The organism is Vagococcus vulneris, assembly GCF_003950515.1.
GTDB classification, from domain to species: Bacteria; Bacillota; Bacilli; order Lactobacillales; family Vagococcaceae; genus Vagococcus; species Vagococcus vulneris.
The window spans coordinates 1-18,279 of record NZ_NGJS01000014.1; the positions used below are offsets into that span (position 1 = coordinate 1).

Here is an 18,279-nt window from a genome sequence, read left to right on the forward strand (position 1 = left end):
ATTTTTTTCTTTACCACTTTATTTTTCTTAGCCATATTAGACGGACGTCCTTTCGGGTTTGAAAGTCCCTCAATACCATCATCACGAAACTTGCGCACCCAAGTAGCAATCATCGGAGAATTATTGACGCCTAAGACATTAGCCACCTCGCGATAGGACATTTCACTCGTTTGATGTAACTCTATCGCATCTAACTTGAATTGAACAGAGTATTTTTGATTTTGCCTCTTTCGAAAGAGTCCTTCGTCACCAAATTCTTTATAGGCGTTAACCCAATTTATTAGCTGTGATTCACTACCGACTCCATACTTTTTGGTTAGATATGCGTATCCTCCTTCTCCATCAAGGTATTTTTGAACAATTTTTATTTTAAATTCTAAATTATATTTTGCCATAAAAATAGCGACCTCTAAAAGTTAGATTTTTGGTCTAACTTTTGGGGGTCGCTTCAAAAATTAAATCGGCAACTCTTTTTTTATTTATTCTAAGCCTTCTTTAACAGCTTCAGGATAATATTTTTCAACAATAGTAGCACAGCGATGACATAACGTTGGAAATTCTTCATGACTTCCTACGTCTTCTTTAATCGCTCGACAACGTTGACATGTTTCACCTGATGCTTTTTCAACTACTATTGATACATCATCGAATGTCATTGCTTCATTCGGAGCATCGACACTAGCAGGTTTCATTTCAAATTGAGAAACAATTAAAATCTGCTCTAAATTGGCATTCAGTGATTTTAACAATGTACCTAGCGGTTCTGACGGATAAATAGTCACTTTTGCTTCAAAAGATTTTCCAATTAACTTATCTGTACGTGAAACTTCTAAAGCTTTAAGTACTTTGTCTCTGAAAGACATAAACTCATTCCACATATCTAAAATATCAGCTTCATCAGCATATGATTCATATCCTGGCAACTCAGATAATTGGACATACTCTTCTTCTTCTTGTAGATAAGACCAAATTTCTTCTGCTGTATGTGGTAAAATCGGCGTCATCAATTTTGTTAAAGCAACTAAGATATCATAAAATACTGTTTGCATGCAGCGACGATTATAATTATCTTCTGCTTCAATATAAACAACATCCTTCGCAAAATCTAAGTAAAATGCAGATAAATCAGATGTACAGAAATTAACTAACTCTTTATACACAGTTGAGAATGAATATTTTTCATAGCCATCTCTGATAGCCTTTATTTCTTGATTTAATCGGACCATCATGTACTTATCAACTGACCTTAAATCAGCATAGGCAACTCGATTAGCCACTGTATCAAAATCAGATGTGTTTGCTAATAAGAAGCGCATTGTATTTCTTATTTTACGGTAAACTTCTGAAATTTGTTTCAATGTATTCATGTCAACACGAACATCTGATTCATAATCTACACTAGCAACCCAAAGACGTAAAATATCAGCACCCATTTGATTAATGACTTTATTAGGTTCAATTGTATTGCCTAAAGATTTACTTTGTTTTCTTCCTTGAGGATCAAGTGTGAATCCTTGTGAAAGGACAGCTTTATATGGTGCTACACCATTAATTGCAACACTTGTTGTGATACTAGAGTTAAACCAGCCACGATATTGATCAGATCCTTCTAAATATAAATCAGCTGGAAACGTTAAATAATCTCTCCCTTTTAATACTGCTTCATGTGATGAACCAGAATCAAACCAAACATCCATAATATCTGTTTCCTTAGTGAACTCACCATTTGGACTACCTACGTGTGTAAATCCATCTGGTAATAAATCCTTAGCTTCCCATTCAAACCAAATTTTAGAGCCATGTTCTGCAAATAAATCGGCAATATGTTCAGTTACTTCACTTGTCAGAACAGCCTCTCCATTTTCTGCATAAAAAATCGGTAATGGTACTCCCCATTGCCGCTGACGTGAAATAACCCAATCACCGCGATCACGAATCATGTTATATAAACGAGTCTTACCCCATGGAATAATCCAGTCAACTCTTTCAACTTCAGATAATATATCTTCTCTAAACAAATCAATAGATGCAAACCATTGTGGTGTTGCTCTATAAATAACTGGTTTTTTTGTACGCCAATCATGTGGATAACTATGTGTGAAGAAATCAAGTTTTAACAACAAACCTTTTTCTTCTAATAAATCCGTCACCATAGGGTTTGCTTTATCATAGAAGATCCCTTCAAAACCTGGTGCTTCATCAGTCAAGCAGCCTCGACCATCAACAGGTGATAATACCTCTAAATTATATTTTTTCCCAACTATATAATCGTCTTCACCATGTCCAGGGGCTGTATGAACCAAACCAGTACCAGCATCTAATGTAACGTGATCTCCTAAAACAACACGCGAATCTCTATCATAGAATGGATGGCGAGCAGTCATATTCTCTAGCTCTGTACCTTTAAATGTCTTGATAATTTCTGGATTAGTCCACCCGATTGTCTCAGCAACTGTTTTTAATAATTCTTTTGCCAACACATATTTTTTTCCGTCTGCATCAACTAAAACATATTCAAAGTCAGGATTAGCTGAAATACCAGTATTTGCTGGTAAAGTCCATGGTGTAGTTGTCCAAATGACAAAACTCGTATCATTATCCAAGACTCCCATACCATCATTGACAGGGAAAGCAACAAAAATAGATGGCGATTTAACATCTTTATATTCGATTTCAGCTTCTGCTAAAGACGATTCACTTGATGGTGACCAGTAAATCGGTTTTAACCCTTTATAAATATAACCTTTCTCAGCCATTTTACCGAATACTCTGATTTGAGCAGCTTCATAATCCGGTGTTAACGTTATATAAGGATTGTTCCACTCACCGGCAACACCTAATCTTTTAAAATCTTCACGCTGCTTATCAACTTGACTTAAAGCATATTCTTTACACTTTTCTAAATAATCGGCACGACTCATTTCCTTACGTTTAATGCCTTTATTTGACAAAACCTGCTCAATAGGCAAGCCGTGAGTGTCCCAACCCGGTACGTAAGGTGAACGGAAGCCTGACATTGACTTAAAACGAACAATGATATCCTTACTAATTTTATTTAAGGCATGTCCCAAATGAATATTACCATTTGCATAAGGAGGCCCATCATGTAGTACAAAGGTTGGCTTGCCTTCGTTTAATTCTTGTCTTTTTTCATAAATCCTATTTTCTTCCCACTCTTTTTGCCACTCAACTTCTTTAACCGGTAGATTACCGCGCATCGGAAATTTAGTTTTACCTAAATGCAATGTTTCTTTTGTTTTCATAATAAACTCCTTTTCTTCTCTTCATAAATATAAAAAAAGACTTCTCCCTATATAAGGGACGAAGTCTTCGTGTTACCACCCAAGTTTAACTGTAGAAATAAACAGTTTTCTCTCTCATGATAACGGTATTTAACCGGAAAAACCTACTGATTTCAATTTTTCATAAATAACGAAGGATCTTTATGCTGTAAGTGTCTTGCCGCTTTTCACCATTGACGGCTCTCTGTAAAGAATTACAACATCTTTTCTGTTTCGTCTTTTAAACTCGACCACGAGAAGAACGTTCTGAACGTCCTTGAGGCTTCTTATTGCCTCGTGTTTCACCATTTTTTCCCGCTGATGTTTGCGACTGTGTTTTTGGTTTTGGAGCTTGCTTAGGTACAGCCTTAGTTTCAGAATTTTCATCTGATTCGCTAGGACCATTAGTAAAATTAGGCTTAACTTCGATTGCAACACTTGAACCTGGTTTTTTAGTGCCATCAGACAACTCGACAGCATCTAAAACTTCCTTAAATGCTTGGTGAGTATTATCCACATATGCACCAAATGGTTTCAATAGTTCATCCCATTCGTCGCTTTGAACAATTTGTAATTGTGATTCTAATAAAACCGAAAGATTTCTATGGAAAACACGTGTTTTTTTCTTTAAATCGTCTGTTTCAACAGCTAATTCACGTGCACGTTCACTTGAATCTGTTAAAATAGCGTTGGCTTTGTTTGTTGCTGCAGTAATTAATTCATCAGACATTTTATTAGCATGTGCTAAAATATCTTCAGCTTGTGCCTGTGCCTGCTGTACTGCTAAATCTGATTCTTTTGTCGCATTTTCTTTTAATTTATCGGCAGTATCTTGTGCGACTATAATTGATTGATTCAATGAATCTTTTAATTCACTGAAGTAACTTAATTTCTCGGTAACTTGCTTAACCTCTTTGTCTAAATCACGATTTTCTTGAATTAATTTTTCAAAATCAACTGCTAATTGATCTAAAAAATCATCTACTTCATCACGGTCATAACCTTTAAATTTTGAAGAAAAACTTTTATTTGTAATATCGATTGGTTTTAAACCCATTTCTCCACCCCACTATTACTTTCTTAAACATCTAATTGATAAACGAATTTTTTCTTTTTTCGTTTTACCTTCTAATTCTCTCAATTGAATCCGTCCAAAACCACGTACCGAGATAATATCGTTGTAGTCCAATACAATATCTGGACGTTCAATTGGACGCCAATTCAACTTGACTTTTCCGGATTCTATCATCTTTTTAGAACGCTGTCTAGATACATTATATACTGATGAAATAATATTATCAATTCTTAACGAACTTATGGTCAAACTTTCATCGTTCCAATCTTCTGTAGGTATGATAATATCAGATAAGTCTTTGATAAGCAACCTAACCCCAACATTACCGATTTTTATGACTTGCTGACAAACAAAATTTGCAATCGATTTTTTTAATAAAACTTGCCACATAGAACCATCCGTGATAATATCACCAATACACTCTCTTTCAATACCTGTACTTAAAATTGTCCCTAATACTTTTCCATGAGATATATCAGCAAATTTTTGTGGGTATTTTATTTCAACCAGTTCAATGCCGTAATCATCTTGTAAAACTGAATAATAATCAGGATACAAAACTGCACAGCACCTTTCAGAATTCAAGTACCCACCATAAAATGATAATTTAATATCCGTATTTTTGCCAACTAGTGATTCAACGATATACATCTGTCGCGGATCTAAAAAATCCGTTACATAAGGTGCATACTGTTCCTCTACTTGCTTCATCCAGTCAAGCACACTATTAATAAAAGGGTGCTCGTCCTTGCGAAAATGTTGATACACATTAGCTAGCAAAAACTCACACCCTTTCTTTTAATATAATAAAATAGTAACTAATTTGTTATAAATCAATTGTAATGCTTGAGTCGATAAATTCAAAGCAAGAATCGCCACTAGTATCGTGAAATCAATCATCCCAACATTTAATTTTAATCGACTGAATAAATTTAAATACGGATTAGAAATGTTAATAATAAACTGCCCAATTTTTGTATCATAAGCACCTGGAAACCATGACATAAGTGCATAGGCAACCAACACAAACGAATAAATCTCCGCAGCTTTAATAATTAATACTACAAGCTTACCTAAAATCACCAGTAATCCTATCAAATTAACAGCACATCCTTAATATCCACCTAAGTGTGTTTTTACCAAACTTTGCGCGATAGTTGATGTCACCTCAACATTTTCTGGAGTACATAAAAAAATCTCCTCACCAATGCGCTGTATATCACCATCTAACGCATAAACAGTCCCCGTCAAAAAATCAACAACACGCCGTGCCTGATACTCCTCCATCGAAGCAAATGTTAGTATAACTACTTCTTTTCTGAATAATGCCTGTGCAATCGTTCGACACTCGATATAATTACTTGGTTCAAACACGCTTACCTTTTTTGATAGTCTTTTATTTTCTACTCTTTTATTTCGTTCCAAAGGTGGTTGATAAGAATTCATCGCAACAACTTTCTTTTCATTAACTGGTTCCGATTTAATTGATGTATGAGTATTTTGAATCGTCTCATCAAAATACGGTGGTACCGAATCAATTTCTGACTCATAAATCGAGCGTTCAGCCAAATCATCAGAAACAACTGAGTCAACAGATGATACTTCATCTTCATAGTCGTCATTTTCTGTATTTTCATTATGATCATCATAACTATCCAGACCAAAAAATTCAGTAAAATTCTTCTTGAATTTGTTCATATAATCCACCTCATTCCTATCAGTTAAAAAAAGCTGTGCCTATTCTGACGAAAGTACTGCCCTCTTCAACAGCTATTTTATAATCTTGGGACATACCCATACTCAATTCTGTGCAAGGAGCATGACTCATTTCCCTTTTTTGAATGCTGTCTCGTAAATCTCTAAGTTCAGAGAAATAATGATGAAGTTCAGGAACAACCGCATCAATAGGAGCCATCGTCATCAAACCTACTACTTTAATATTTACCAGAGGCTGCACGTCTTTTAAAAACTGCACTGCTTCATTAGGCTTTATTCCACGCTTTGACTCCTCACCGGATACGTTAATTTGTAAAAAACACTTAATCGTATGATTTGCTCTTTTTTGAATCTCTTCAGCCAATCGTAAAGAATCCAATGCATGAAAATAATCTACTTCATTAATGACATTTTTCACTTTTCTTCGTTGTAAATTACCGATAAAATGCCAAACCAAATCTGTACGGTTCTTAAAGTAAGCTTTTTTTTCCAGAAAAGGTTCAATTCTGTTCTCAGCAAAGTTAGTAATACCGGACAACACAACCTCTTCAGTTGTCTCAATGCCGACTGACTTACTGACACAAATTAACGTAACATCCTCAGGATTTCTAGAACTTGCGCAACAAACATCACTAATTGACTTCTCAATTTTATGAACCCGCAACTCTACATTTTTATCCATTAGCTGATACTCTTATCTTTTTCTACGGAAAAACGGCGGTGTACTTAATTCATCACCTTCGTCAGCTGAATCAGTTTCTGGAGAAAAAGCTTCAAAATCTTTTTTCTCAATCGATTCAATTTGTGAATCATCAACAACGTTTCTTGTTGGAATTTCACGACGAATATCCCAATCACCAAATGCACTTGTTTCATTTGCAGCAGATTGCTGTTGCGGAACATTTTGGTCTAATGGTTCAGTAATATTTGTACGTCCAGTATTTTGATTCATTGTTTGTTGAGGTGTGTTGGTCATTGGACGTTGAGAACTGAAACGTTCTTTTTTGCCTGGATCAATACCTGTTGCAATAACTGTTACGATGATTTCATCGCCTAATTGTTCATTAACTGACGTTCCTAAAATAATATTCACATCGCCACCAGTTGCACTACCCACGATTTCTGAAGCATCTTGCGCTTCAAATAAAGTCATATCTAGACCACCAGTAATATTTAATAAGACTTGTTCTGCGCCTTCAATTGATGTTTCTAGTAATGGTGAAGCTATAGCTTTACGTGTTGCTTCAATTACACGGTCTTCACCGTTAGCTACACCGATACCCATTAAAGCAGTACCTTGATTTTCCATAACTGTCTTCACATCAGCAAAGTCCAAGTTAACATAACCAGGAGATGTAATTAAGTCTGAAATACCTTGAACACCTTGACGTAAAACGTTATCCGCCTCACGAAAGGCTTCTAACATTGGTGTCTTTTTATCAACTATTTCCAACAAGCGATTATTAGAGATAATAACAAGCGTGTCCACATTATCTTTTAGTTCTGAGATACCTTCTGATGCAAAGCGACTTCTTTTAGGACCTTCAAAACTAAATGGACGCGTAATAACACCCACCGTTAAAGCACCTTGTTCTTTAGCGATACCTGCTACGATTGGTGCTGCACCAGTACCTGTACCGCCACCCATTCCAGCAGTTATAAATACTAAATCAGCACCTTTTAGCGCTTCAGCAATTTGGTCTTCACTTTCGTTAGCTGCTTTCTCACCAATATCCGGTAAGGAGCCCGCACCTAAACCTTTTGTAAATTTTGGACCTAATTGAATAACTGTTTCAGCTTTTGAGTGTTGTAAGGCTTGAACATCTGTATTAGCTACGATAAATTCAACACCTTTAACACCCTCATCAATCATACGATTAACAGCATTACCGCCAGCACCGCCGACACCAATCACTTTAATGACAGCGCCGGTATTTACTGTGTTATCTAAAGAAAATTCCATTACGTAGTTCCTCCTACATTGATATTAGTCGAAGATATTTGATAAGAAACCTTTTATTTTCCCGCCAAAGCCTTCTTTTTCTGTTTCTTCTGGTTCAATTTCATTAACTGGTTCTTGTTGTGGTTGAATAGGTTCTTGCTCCACTTTAGGTAGTTCAACAATCTCGCGATTTTTTTTAGCCGGCTTATTTCCATAAATAGCTAATTTAGTCACGTGGTAAACTTCGTCAAGATGCGTCACATATTCAACTATTGCGATTGCATTAGCAAATACTGGATTACGCAACCCCATATGGTTTGGAACATATAATTTAACATTTGTTCCAAAAATATCTGCAGCTAATTCAACAACACCTGGTAAACTGGCTGCACCACCTGTTAAAATAACTCCACCAGGTAAATTTAAGCCATCAATATTATCTAAAACAAATTTAGATTTACTAAAAATCTGTTCGACACGTGCCTCAATAATTTCTGACAAATATCTTTCATCTATTTTTACTGGTTCATTCTGTCCAATCACATCTACAGGGAATTCTTCACTTGATGAAGCTTTTTCTGGATATGCATAACCATAATTAATTTTTAAAGCCTCGGCATTATTTAAGGATGTGTTCAGCACAACTGAAATATCCTTAGTAACAAACTCGCCACCTTCTTGCTCTACGTGAGAAAATTTTAATTCACGTTCATACATAACTGAAGTTGTTGTTTGTCCACCGCCCATATCGATAATAATCGTACCAAAGTCTTTTTCACCATCTGACAAAATTGAGTCAGCCAATGCTAAAGGTGTGATAACCATTTCCTCAATTGATAATCCAGCTTTTTCCACACACTTACGAATATTGTGAACAATCGTCTTAGGTCCTGTGAATAATAAACCTTTCATATCTAATCTAACGCCGATCATCCCACGTGGATCTTTAATTCCTTCAAAACCGTCTACTTTAAATTCTTGGGGAATTAACGTAATTACTTGTCGTTCAGGCGGAGTCGAACGAACAACGGCTGCAGCTGCAACGTTTTTCACATCATTTGAAGTGATTTCTTGCGACTCTGAATTAACCGCAATCATTCCCTCACACTTTTCTACTTCAAGTAGATTAGCTGGAATACCGACACTGACACTTCTGATCTGAACTCCAGATTTTTCTTCTGCTTGTTTTATTGCTCTTTGGATAGATTGAACAGCCTTATCAATATCAATGACAATTCCTCTGTCTAATCCTTTTGATTTTGCATTTCCTACACCGATAATATTAATTTGATTTTCTATGTATTCAGCAACAACAACCTTTACACTTGTCGTACCGATATCAAGACTCACATGTATTCCTGTTTTTGCCATGAAAGGTGTTCCCTCCTATTTTCTAACAGAGTCTTCCTCTATTATTGCATAATATCACACATCATTCTATCATAAAATAAGGTATGAAATAAAGAATATTCCTTTATTTCTTTTATTTTTATTGACCATTTTGATTATTTACAGAATCTTGACCTTGAGACTGACCTTCAATTTGACCAGATGTTGTAGAATTACTTGCGGTGTCCTCTGTCTTTTTATAAGGATATGAATAAATACCACTAGCTCCTGCTTCCATATCTATGACACCTTTTTCTTTCATTTCTTTAGCAATTTTCTCATAAAACGGCATCTTGCTTGCTAAAGTATTCGACAGACCTATAATTTCATTGCCGTCTTTTAATTTCATTTTTACTTTATACGGATTTTTTTTATTTCCTATCGTTTCTACTTGTTGAATCTTTAATTGAGTTTTCTTATCAAATTGATTATAAGCAGCAGTGAATTCCTTAAGTACTTTGTCCTTTTTAAAATTAATAAAAATCGGCAACTGACTATCTTTTTGTTTAGCCGGCTGGTCAATCACATTACCATCTGACAATACCTCATAAAATTGATTATTCTGTTTAAAATAGCCAATAGTTAGATACTCAGAAACAGTTACTTTTAATCTATCAATACCTGCCAAAGAAATACTTGCTGTTTTAATACGTTTATCATTTTTTAACATGTCTTTTTCTAGATCAGTTTTTTCAAAATACTGAGTCCATATTGATGTACCGATTTTAATTTTCGAATTTTTCAAGAGTTCTTCTTCAGTACTGTTTTTTTGTCCAGAAAAAATTACTTTTTGAACTTTACTTATCGGGGAAATAAAATAAAGATTAATAAAAACTGCCACTGTGAGTATCCCTAAAAACCAGGTTAATTTTCGATTTATTTTTTTTTGAGGATGGTTCTTATCTTTTTTTTGTTTCTTACTATCATTATCTTTTAATGTTTTTGTTTCTTTAACATCAGCAACTTCATTTTTTGTATTCGGAAATTGTTCACTAATCTTTTTGTTTTTTGCCAATGTTAATCCTCCTTAACCAAAGACTGTACTAACTCATAAAATCTGTCTGTCGCATCCTGTATCCCTTCCGATGCTGACGCTTGCGACATTTCTATTCTTAAACTATCATTTAACATGACCTTGTCTATTTCTTCAATCAGTTTGACCTCAGATGTATCTTTATCAGCCAACATAATTGCAGCTCCTTTATCCACTAAACTTTGCGCATTTTTGGTTTGATGATCGTTTGTAACATTTGGGCTAGGGATGAGTATAGATGGCAACCCTAATGAGGTAATTTCTGCCATTGACGTTGCTCCTGCGCGTCCTACAACTAAATCAATGTTTGCAAGAACATGTTCCATATCGTCAATATAAGGTACTACTTTTACGTTGTTACTTTGAGCATTATCCCAAACCTTTTCAATATCAGGGTAATAAATGCGTCCAGAGGCATATAGTACTTGATACGGTTTTTCCTTAAAATTCGATAAACTTTCCAACATAGCTTCATTAATTGTCAAAGCACCGCGGCTGCCACCAAAAATTAAAACAGTCGGTTTATCTGATTTAAGATCGTAATTTTCCAACACATCAGATGGAGCTATTCCGGCGACCTCTTGTGCACGCGGATTACCAATAAGTACAGTTTTATCTGCTGGAAAATCCTTAGCAACATCAGTAAAACAAATTGCAATTTTATCAACATAACGCGCTAAAAATTTATTAGTCATACCAGCAACACTATTTTGTTCATGAATGATAGTCGGTACACCTAATCGATGTGCTGCATACACAACTGAACCACAAACATAACCACCGGTACCAATAACTACGTCCGGCTTAAAATCCTTAATAATTTTTTTTGATTGACGAACACTTTTCAAAAATAAGTAAACTGTTTTAAGATTATCCAATGATAACGAGCGCTTAAACCCTTGAATTTCTATTGCCGCAAAAGAAATATTTTCTTTAGGAACAATACTGCTTTCTAGACCTGTATCTGTCCCAACATACATAAATTCTACATTTGGATTATTTTTTCTAATGTGTTTGACTAGTGATACTGCCGGATAGATATGTCCTCCGGTACCACCTCCAGAAACTAATATTCTCATTTATCAGACCCGCCTACATATTTTTTTACCTCTTCGACAAATAAATCTCCGCGCTCTTCAAATGTACGATACTGATCCCAACTTGCACAGGCAGGAGACAATAAGACACTATCTCCCTCAATACTTAATTTCATTGCCTGGTTGACTGCTTCCTTCATATCTTCAACAATACTAATAGTTTTGATACCAGCTTCTTTACAAGTTTTTTCGAGCATTTTTTTTGTCTCACCTGTTAAAACGACCGCTTTGATTCCTTTCAAATGAGGGAGTAAGTCATCAAAACTATTACCTCTGTCTAAACCGCCTGCTATTAATACTAGTTTAGACTTATCAAAACCACTTAAAGCTTTCTCAGTCGCCAACATGTTCGTCGCTTTTGAATCATTGTACACTTTTCTGCCATCATAAATACCAATATATTCTGTGCGGTATTTTACACCGGAAAAATGTATCAATGCTGCTCGAATTGATTGATTACTTGTGTTAAGCTGTTTAGTCACAGCAATTGCTGTTAAGGCATTTTCAATATTATGCATACCTGGAACACCCACTTCGTCAGCTTCCATAATGTACTCATCACGATAGTACAACTTTCCTGAATCAAGATACGCACCCTCTTTTGTCAACCCGTTCGTACAAAAAGGGACAACCCTAGCTGACGTCTTAAGGGACAATTCACGCACTTCCTCTTGATTAAAATTCAAAATAATCGTCTCTGCGGCTGTCATATTCTTTTGAATACTCCATTTAGCTGCAACATAAGCAGTTCGTGTCCCGTGATAATCTATATGAGCTTCAAACAGATTGGTAATAACTGCTATTTGAGGTTTAAACTCTTCCACACCCATTAATTGGAAGCTCGACAACTCGGTAACCATGACATCATCTTTTGTTGCTCTAGTTGCTACATCACTTGCAGGAAAACCAATATTACCGGCAAGTAGTGCTTTACCTTTAAGACGGTGATAATTTAAAATATTTGCAATCATCGTTGTTGTCGTTGTCTTTCCATTAGTGCCTGTTATACCAATTAATGGTGCATCAGATACTTGATAAGCTAACTCGACTTCTGTAATTATCGGAATATTGCGTTTTACTGCTTTCTCGAGAATAGGATTACTGTATGGAATTCCTGGGTTTTTAACGATTAGTGAAAATCCTTCGTCAAGTAGTTCTATCGGATGGCTACCAGTTATAACTGTCATACCTAATGCTAACAACTCTTGAGCTTCCGGATTTTCTTCAATACGTTTACCATCGTTAACTGTAACAAAGGCACCTAGACTGTGTAACAATCTAGCTGCCGCTACTCCACTTTTGGCCAAACCTAAAACTAGGACTTTTTTATTTTCATACTTTGTTGATGCTCTCATTTCTTCAAGACTCCCTTATTTGTATTAGTAATATAAAATAACCATCGTCAGACCGGCCATAATTAATCCTACTATCCAAAAAACAATATCTATTTTCCATTCTGACCAACCGCTTAATTCAAAATGATGATGGATTGGCGACATTTTGAAAATTCGTTTCTTTCTTAATTTAAATGAACCAACTTGTAACATAACACTAGCCGTTTCAATGACATATACTAAACCAATCAATAACAATGTCCATGCTTGGTCTAATAATATTGAAATAGTTGCTAACATACCGCCTAATGCTAAAGAGCCGACATCACCCATAAAAATTTTGGCAGGTTTTTTATTATAAATAAAGAATCCTATTAATGCACCGACTGTAGTTAAACAGATAATCATAATATCGTGCTGATTTTGCATATAAGCTATATAAGCATAAGCAAAAAATGAAATAGCTCCTAACCCAGATACTAATCCATCTATTCCATCAGTTAAATTAACCGCATTTGAAAAGCCGACAAGCCAAAAAACAACTAAGACGGCATAAAAAATACCCAACGGTATCTCACCAATAAAAGGTACATATAAACCGTTACTGATACCATTTAACTTTAAGGTAAAGTAAACGATAATTCCGCCGATAATTTGTCCTACTAGCTTCTGCTTTGAATTTAACCCCATATTTCTTTTTAAAAATATCTTTAAGAAATCATCTAGAAATCCTAGAGCACCGTATAATACTAAAATAAACAAAATAACCCAAAATGATGCAGTTAATTCATTTTGCCAAACCCCAACAATAATCGAAGCTAAGATTGTACTTCCTAGAAAAACGACCCCTCCCATTGTAGGTGTACCTGTTTTGGCTAAATGGGCTTGCGGACCTTCCTCGCGAATTGCCTGACCCATTTTTTTTGCTTTAAAAAAACCAATAAACAGCGGCATCACCATTAAAACAAAAGCGAAACCAAGCGAGAGGGGGATTAAAGATTCACTGACTAACATAATAATTCATTCTCCTAACATTACTTATCTTTTTCTTCTTGCACATTGCCTGCATCTACTTTAAATGCATGCTTTAATACACTATTTGAGACTTTGGCAATCATCTCAGGAGCATTGCCGACTTTCGGCTGCTTCATTGTTACATACATAATATACTCTGGATCTTCCGTTGGTGCCATTTGAACGACAGAATAGAGGTAATCCGTTCCGCCAGTTAAGAGAACACCGTTATCAAAAATCTGAGCTGTCCCTGTTTTAGCTGATACATTAAGTCCATCGATATTGTATATCTTATATCCGGTTCCATAGATGGGATCAGTAACGACGTCTTGCATGTATTCTAAAACCTTATCAGCAGTTGCTGGTTTAATAGGATGACCAACAACTTTTGGTTCAAATTCTTTTTTTTCTTTTTTATTACTTTGACTAATTTCTTTAATAAATTGCGGTTTTAGCATTGTTCCTTTATTAGCAATTGCTGAAAATCCCTGCATCATTTGAAAATTTGTCACACCAATTGCTTGACCGAATGCAGTCATCGCAGTATCTACAACTGTTGCATCAGAAATATTTCCAGCAACTTCAAAAGGTAAACCGGATTTCGTCGACTTGCTGAAACCAAAACGTTGTAAATATTCTTGCCATGTTGTTCCCATTTTTTGTTCTAGATGAACCATCCCAACATTACTAGACCAAGCTAGCGCTTGACGGTATGTCAATGGCCCTTTACCAACCCCACCATTCCAATCGCTAATGGTTCGATCTGCAACTTGAATCTTACCAGAATTAAACGTTTCATTCTCATTGAAATTCCCAGAGTCAATGGCTGCTGCTACAGTAAATACTTTCATTGTTGACCCTGGTTCATACGCTGTTTGAACTAAAAGATTTTCCCAAACCGGTTTCGGCTGACCTTTTTCTTGATACAAACCCTCTAAAGTTTGCGGATCAAAAGTTGGACGCTGTGATGCAGCGAGTATTTCTCCCGTTTTAGCACTCATTAAAACGGCAGTCATATTAACTGGTTCAGAATCCTTAAACACTTCATCCATCGCATCTTCCATACGTACTTGTAAATTTGTATCGATTGTAGTGTATACATCTTTACCATCAACCGATTTTTTATCAACAACTGCTGTATCAGGCAATTCATTTCCCTTACTGTCTTTTTGGTAATATTTATGACCATTAGTCCCTTTTAAAATAGCATCAAACGCATTTTCAATCCCCATACCTTTTTTACCGCTCAAAGCACTTTTTCCATCATCTTTGTCTGGTGTTGCGTAGCCAATTAAATATGATGCAAAGCGTCCATTTGGATACATTCGGTCTGGATGCTCAGTAAAATAAATACCCGTAATTTTCTTTTTATTTAAGGCTTTTTCAATATTTGTTTTTGTCTCTAATGAAAGGTTTTTTCCTTTTGAACCAAATTCTACTGTTGTTATTTCCTTGCCATCCACATTTTTTTTCGTTTTCAGCTGTTCTAATGTTGTTTTTTCTTCAACACCAGCATATTCTTTCAGCACCTTAGCAATTGTTCCTTTGTCTTTATCATGTACAAACAATTCTTTGCCGTTTAATCCCTTATAGTCTTTTCCAAGTTCTGCATATAATGAATAAGAAGTAGCATCCTCAGCAATAGGCAAGCCATTTCGATCATAAATGGTTCCTCTTTTTGCTTTTATGACACTACTCCCTTGATAGAGACTTTGTCTCTCTTTATCCAAACTATAAGATCCAATTTTTCCTACTGTAATAATGTACATAAATCGCAGTGCAAACACACTAAAAACAAAAACAGCAGTATAACACAAAATAACTCCAACTTTTTTTCGATTTCGAGCAGGAGTTAAATTTTTTGATTGTATTTTTTTATGTAATTCTTTAAAAAACTTTTTTATTTTAATAATCATTAGCGAATCGTCCTTATATTGTCTTCGTGCAACTCAACACCTTTGTCAGCAGCGATTCCTTTCACTCTGTCTTGTCTAAGCAATTCATTACGCTCTTGTTCCAATCGATTGACATCTTTTTTACCTTGAACCGTCTCTTGTTGAACAGTAGTAATAGCTTCTTCTTCACGATTAATTGCTGTTGTTAATTTTATTGTAGCAATTGCTAAACATAATAAAGTAACGATAAAGCTTGCAAACACAATTTTTTCTAGTCGGCTGATTTTTTTAAGTTTATTTGTCGGCATCATTTCCGGCATAGCTGCTAATTCTAAATTTTGCTTTTCAGATGGTTTAGTTACGTCATATTTTTCTAGCGCATATTCTTCTTTTTCAACTGCCGGCATCCTAAACCACCCTTTCTTGATTTATTTTTTCTGCCACTCTAAGTTTGGCACTTCTTGAGCGATTGTTTTCTATTAGTTCTTCTGCTGAAGCTAAAATCGGTTTACGATTAATTAATCGTAAAACAGGTTGGTATTCTTGGGGAATGATAGGCAAACCTGGTGGCAAATCCGGATGTGCTTGACTATATTCTTTAAATATATTTTTTACTATTTTATCTTCTAATGAATGAAATGTAATAACGCTAATACAGCCACCAATTTTCAACATATCAATAGCTTGTTCAAGAGATTCATTAATTACATCTAGTTCACTATTAACTTCAATTCTAATAGCTTGAAAAACTCTTTTTGCAGGATGTCCGCCCTTTCTTCTAGCAGGTGCGGGAATGGCATCTTTAATAATTTCCACTAATTCACCAGTTGTTTCAATCGATGCTGTTTCTCTTTTTTTCTCTATTAATCGCGCAATCTGTTTTGAAAACTTCTCTTCACCATATCGATAAAATATTTTTACTAGCTGTTCATATGGATATTCATTCACCACATCCCGTGCCGTTATACCGCATGACTGATCCATTCTCATATCCAGAGGAGCATCTTGATGATAGCTGAAACCTCGCTCAGCCACATCTAACTGAGGCGATGATACACCTAAATCATATAGAATGCCATCAATTTTACTAACATTTAAATTATTTAACTCTTCCTTTAAAAATCTAAAATTACTTTGTATAAAAGTCACCATATTTTTTTCTATATATGGTGCTAATTTAACTTTTGCGTGTTCAATTGCTGTAGAATCTTGGTCAAACGCGTACAAATGACCTTTTTCGTCAAGCTGAGACAACAGATACTCGCTATGTCCTGCTCCGCCTAACGTACAATCTACATATATTCCATTAGGTTTTACAGCTAAATTATCAACCGTTTCTTTTAACAAAACAGTCGTGTGGTTAAACATTTCTGCCATTCTTTTGTCTCACTCTCTAAATCATTTTAAAAATCAAAATCAATCATATTTTCAGCAATTTCATCAAAATTTTCTTCAGCTTCTTCCGAAAAGATTTGCCATCGATCACTAGACCAAATCTCAATTCGATTTGATACACCTACGATGCAGCACTCTTTCACTAAATCCGCGAATGCTCTTAAATTACTTGGTACATTTATTCGTCCTTGTTTATCTATTTCGCATTCTGTTGCAGCTGAATAGAAAAAACGGACAAACGTCCGAGCATCTTTTTTAGATAGCGGCATATTTTGAAGCTTTTCTTCAAGTGCAGACCATTCTTCCAAAGGATAACCAAATAAACATCCATCCATTCCTCGTGTAACTACAAAGCGGTCACCTAAACTATCACGTAACTTAGCCGGAATAATTAAACGTCCTTTTGTGTCTATGTTATGCTTGAATTCACCCATAAACATAAAAGCTACCCCCATCTGCTACTCAATAAGATTAGTCTACCACATTCCCCCACTTTCTACCACATTATCTCCAAGTTTTTTTCGTTAAAAGTTTGTTTTTTATTTTGATTTTCTATAGATCATCAAAAAATAACCAATTCTTAAAAGAATTGGTTATTTTACTATTAGAGTGATAATACTAGACTAGTAATCATCAAAACAAAATATATAAAGAAACTGATTAAAAAAGTAATTCGCCAAAACATTTTAATAAACTTTTTGAAATGCAATTCTTTAAATTGATACACTTGGAACACACCAACAAGCATCGCCGTTAATAAAAGCATTAATGTCACATAAGGAAAAAAGCTCTCATCTAAAGCTGATTTTGAGATATAATGAATGCTGATCAGCAGAAACGGCGTAATTAGGTCAGGTGTCTTCAACCCATATTTTTTCTCCAATTGTAATCTTTTTCCATAGTGACCAAATAAAACAAAAAGTGCTATCGGTATCACATACCATAACAATGTAACCACGCTGATAGTTTTCATAATATTAATTCTCCTCAATCCAAACTGTTTATCGTTAACTAGCAATTATTCATAATTATATGATAGTTTAGGCTTTCATTCAATTTTTATTTCATTTATATTTTTTTATCATTTTCTTGTCTTTTTAGTATAAAA

General features: G+C 35.1%; 18 protein-coding genes and 1 pseudogene. All 19 read right to left on the minus strand.

The features are described from left to right. Positions 1-395, minus strand: a 395-nt coding sequence (locus CBF37_RS08985) for a helix-turn-helix domain-containing protein (RefSeq protein ID WP_133306820.1), incomplete at its 3' end; no start/stop codon positions are given. Positions 396-479: 84 nt separating this feature from the next. Beyond that, positions 480-3,263, minus strand: a complete 2,784-nt coding sequence (gene ileS, locus CBF37_RS08990; protein ID WP_125984417.1) for an isoleucine--tRNA ligase — start codon at positions 3,261-3,263, stop codon at positions 480-482. Between the two features lie 259 nt (positions 3,264-3,522). Then, positions 3,523-4,338 (minus strand): DivIVA domain-containing protein, encoded by an 816-nt coding sequence (locus CBF37_RS08995; protein WP_125984418.1) that lies wholly within the window; start codon positions 4,336-4,338, stop codon positions 3,523-3,525. A 15-nt stretch (positions 4,339-4,353) separates the two neighbouring features. Then, a complete protein-coding gene (locus CBF37_RS09000) occupies positions 4,354-5,136 on the minus strand; it encodes a YlmH family RNA-binding protein (protein WP_125984419.1) in 783 nt (260 codons plus the stop codon). A gap of 18 nt (positions 5,137-5,154) precedes the next feature. After that, on the minus strand, positions 5,155-5,454 hold the full coding sequence (locus tag CBF37_RS09005; RefSeq protein ID WP_240626695.1) for a YggT family protein: 300 nt from the start codon (positions 5,452-5,454) through the stop codon (positions 5,155-5,157). Between the two features lie 15 nt (positions 5,455-5,469). After that, positions 5,470-6,054, minus strand: a complete 585-nt coding sequence (locus CBF37_RS11785) for a cell division protein SepF (RefSeq protein WP_240626696.1) — start codon at positions 6,052-6,054, stop codon at positions 5,470-5,472. Positions 6,055-6,073: 19 nt separating this feature from the next. Next, entirely contained in the window at positions 6,074-6,754 is a 681-nt protein-coding gene (locus tag CBF37_RS09015; RefSeq protein ID WP_125984420.1) for a YggS family pyridoxal phosphate-dependent enzyme, read from the minus strand. Positions 6,755-6,766: 12 nt separating this feature from the next. Next, a complete protein-coding gene (ftsZ, locus tag CBF37_RS09020) occupies positions 6,767-8,035 on the minus strand; it encodes a cell division protein FtsZ (protein WP_125984421.1) in 1,269 nt (422 codons plus the stop codon). Between the two features lie 24 nt (positions 8,036-8,059). Continuing rightward, complete coding sequence (locus CBF37_RS11975) at positions 8,060-8,248, minus strand: cell division protein FtsA C-terminal domain-containing protein (RefSeq protein ID WP_420824172.1); 189 nt, start codon at positions 8,246-8,248, stop codon at positions 8,060-8,062. After that, positions 8,239-9,385, minus strand: a pseudogene (gene ftsA / locus CBF37_RS09025) (cell division protein FtsA); the annotation flags it as partial. The pseudogene ftsA and the gene CBF37_RS11975, both read right to left, overlap by 10 nt. A gap of 118 nt (positions 9,386-9,503) precedes the next feature. Further along, positions 9,504-10,418 (minus strand): cell division protein FtsQ/DivIB, encoded by a 915-nt coding sequence (locus CBF37_RS09030; protein ID WP_125984423.1) that lies wholly within the window; start codon positions 10,416-10,418, stop codon positions 9,504-9,506. A 2-nt stretch (positions 10,419-10,420) separates the two neighbouring features. Beyond that, positions 10,421-11,515: an undecaprenyldiphospho-muramoylpentapeptide beta-N-acetylglucosaminyltransferase gene (gene murG / locus CBF37_RS09035; RefSeq protein ID WP_125984424.1), complete on the minus strand. Its 1,095-nt coding sequence runs from the start codon at positions 11,513-11,515 to the stop codon at positions 10,421-10,423. After that, positions 11,512-12,888: a UDP-N-acetylmuramoyl-L-alanine--D-glutamate ligase gene (gene murD, locus CBF37_RS09040; RefSeq protein WP_125984425.1), complete on the minus strand. Its 1,377-nt coding sequence runs from the start codon at positions 12,886-12,888 to the stop codon at positions 11,512-11,514. Before murD ends, murG begins: the two co-directional genes overlap by 4 nt. 24 nt (positions 12,889-12,912) lie before the next feature. Then, on the minus strand, positions 12,913-13,881 hold the full coding sequence (gene mraY / locus CBF37_RS09045; protein ID WP_125984426.1) for a phospho-N-acetylmuramoyl-pentapeptide-transferase: 969 nt from the start codon (positions 13,879-13,881) through the stop codon (positions 12,913-12,915). Positions 13,882-13,901: 20 nt separating this feature from the next. Next, positions 13,902-15,797 (minus strand): penicillin-binding transpeptidase domain-containing protein, encoded by a 1,896-nt coding sequence (locus CBF37_RS09050; protein WP_125984427.1) that lies wholly within the window; start codon positions 15,795-15,797, stop codon positions 13,902-13,904. Then, a complete protein-coding gene (gene ftsL, locus CBF37_RS09055) occupies positions 15,797-16,183 on the minus strand; it encodes a cell division protein FtsL (RefSeq protein ID WP_125984428.1) in 387 nt (128 codons plus the stop codon). The genes CBF37_RS09050 and ftsL overlap by 1 nt, the downstream gene beginning before the upstream one ends. A 1-nt stretch (position 16,184) precedes the next feature. Continuing rightward, positions 16,185-17,153, minus strand: a complete 969-nt coding sequence (rsmH, locus tag CBF37_RS09060; RefSeq protein WP_125984429.1) for a 16S rRNA (cytosine(1402)-N(4))-methyltransferase RsmH — start codon at positions 17,151-17,153, stop codon at positions 16,185-16,187. Between the two features lie 26 nt (positions 17,154-17,179). After that, complete coding sequence (gene mraZ, locus CBF37_RS09065) at positions 17,180-17,611, minus strand: division/cell wall cluster transcriptional repressor MraZ (RefSeq protein ID WP_125984430.1); 432 nt, start codon at positions 17,609-17,611, stop codon at positions 17,180-17,182. A gap of 164 nt (positions 17,612-17,775) precedes the next feature. Then, on the minus strand, positions 17,776-18,144 hold the full coding sequence (locus CBF37_RS09070; protein ID WP_125984431.1) for a DUF3397 domain-containing protein: 369 nt from the start codon (positions 18,142-18,144) through the stop codon (positions 17,776-17,778). Positions 18,145-18,279: the final 135 nt, after the last annotated feature.